The following is a 1,198-nucleotide window of genomic DNA, read 5'->3' as shown; positions in this document are numbered from 1 at the left end:
GCCACGTTTGATGGGGACACATTAAGCTATCGAGAGTTGGATAAGCGAGCCAATGCGTTAGCGCATGAGCTTCAATCTCGGGGTGTTGGCAGCGATGATTTGGTGGGCGTTCACCAAGAGCGCTCGATGTCGATGTTGGTGTCTTTACTTGCGATATTGAAATCGGGGGGGGCGTACGTGCCTCTCGACCCTAACTACCCACAAGAGCGAATACAAGGAATGTTAGCGCACAGTCAACCAAGCTTGGTGCTGTGTGATAAGGACTCAGAGCAAGCGACGGCAGCTTACACGGAGGCGGTATTGGTGGTTGAGCATCACCAATGGGCGAACACAGAGAGTGAGCCGATTGTCCGTCGCGATTCGACCTCTAGTGACTTGGCGTATGTTATTTACACCTCAGGCTCTACTGGTGAGCCTAAAGGCATTGCGGTTGAGCATCAATCAGTGGTGAACTTCTTGTGGTCGATGGCGAAAAAGCCAGGATTGAGCGCAGAACGCAGAAGATACGTTACTCGCGGTGACCTCGATGTCGTTTGATATCCATGTGTTGGAGTTGTATTTGCCCTTGATTATGGGTGGTCATGTGGTGGTGGCCTCGAGTGAGGCGGCGTTAAATCCTGCTCAACTAGCTGGCTTGATGAACGAGCATCAAGTGAGTGTGATGCAGGCGACGCCATCGACATGGCAAATGCTGGTCAATGATAACTGGCAGCCAGCGCAGCCTCTGCGAGTAATCTGTGGTGGTGAAGCCATGCCAGAGAGCTTGAAGTCATCGCTACTCACTCATGGTGCGGTTGAACTTTGGAACGTGTATGGGCCAACCGAGACAACCGTTTGGTCATCGGTGAAACGGATTGAAGAAGAATCGGCCATCACCTTAGGTCATCCAATAGGCAATACTCAGTTCTATGTGCTCAATGAGCAGCATCAGCTAGTGCCAACCGGTGTTGCGGGTGAGTTGTATATTGCGGGTGAAGGGTTAGCGCGAGGCTACTTGCATCGTGATGATTTAACCGATGCAGCGTTTGTGGCTAACCCCTTTGTTCCGGGCGAGCGTATGTACCGCGCGGGAGACCGAGTACGCAGGCTAGCAGATGGTGAGCTGGAATATTTGGGTCGCACTGACCATCAAGTGAAAATTCGAGGATTTAGGGTTGAGCTTGGTGCCGTTGATGCGGCGGCGCAAAGCCATGAGAGC

Annotated in this window: 2 protein-coding genes; both read left to right on the top strand. The window is 52.3% G+C overall.

Going from position 1 to position 1,198, the window contains the following annotated elements:
- Positions 1 to 537: AMP-binding protein (locus tag MHN79_RS20955; protein WP_275436726.1), on the top strand; the 537-nt coding region annotated here is incomplete at its 5' end.
- Positions 527 to 1,198: AMP-binding protein (locus MHN79_RS20950; protein ID WP_275436725.1), on the top strand; the 672-nt coding region annotated here is incomplete at its 3' end. The genes MHN79_RS20955 and MHN79_RS20950, both read left to right, overlap by 11 nt.

The sequence above is a fragment of the Vibrio sp. Of14-4 genome (assembly GCF_022347625.1).
GTDB classification, from domain to species: Bacteria; Pseudomonadota; Gammaproteobacteria; order Enterobacterales; family Vibrionaceae; genus Vibrio; species Vibrio pristinus.
Note: the sequence above shows the minus strand (reverse complement) of the source record. Positions and strands in the feature narration are given on the sequence as shown.